The 608-nt window shown below is 69.6% G+C and carries 1 protein-coding gene; it reads right to left on the reverse strand.

What is annotated here, in order from left to right:
* Positions 1 to 228 precede the first annotated feature (228 nt).
* On the reverse strand, positions 229 to 608 hold a 380-nt coding region (locus ACWCOM_RS18470), incomplete at its 5' end, for an oxidoreductase C-terminal domain-containing protein (protein ID WP_454550199.1).

Raw genomic sequence — 608 nt, forward strand, 5'->3', positions numbered from 1 at the left:
CGGGCTTGTCGAGGTCGGCGGCGCGCACGGCGCAGAACCACATCTGCTCGAAGATGCGTTCCTGCTCGGCGCGGAAGACGTCCTCGTCCACGTAGGTGGAACCGGGCAGGGTGGCGATCAGGGACTCCGAGACAACATTGGTCGACAATTCGTGCTCCTAGGGTCAACAGCAGAAGAGGAAGAGGAGAAGGAAGAAGAAGGAGAGGAAGAAGCGGGTACCGGGGTGGTTCACACCGCGGTGGGCAGGGCCGTGTCGGTGTGGACCGTGGCGGCGTGGACCGTGGTGGTGTGGATGGCGGCGACCGCGGCCGGGGCGGCGGCGGCCACGGCCGCGACGGCGGCGGTGCTGTGCTGCGGTGCGGGGATCGGGACGGCGGCGGCGGCGAGCTTCTCGATGGTCTTGCGCCAGCGGCAGAAGAGCTTGGTCTGGTCCCAGGCGAGCACGCCCACGGGCTGGTCTCCTGCGTAGTAGACGGCCAGCAGGGAGTCCTCGCCCGGTCCGCCGTGCTCGTAGACCACCCGCTCGGCCCGGGAGGCGTTCCCGGCGAACTGCAGGCGGGTGCCGTACTGGTCGGACCAGAAGTAGGGGGGCTTCACCGCCGGCAGGG

It is taken from the genome of Kocuria sp. KH4 (assembly GCF_053711175.1).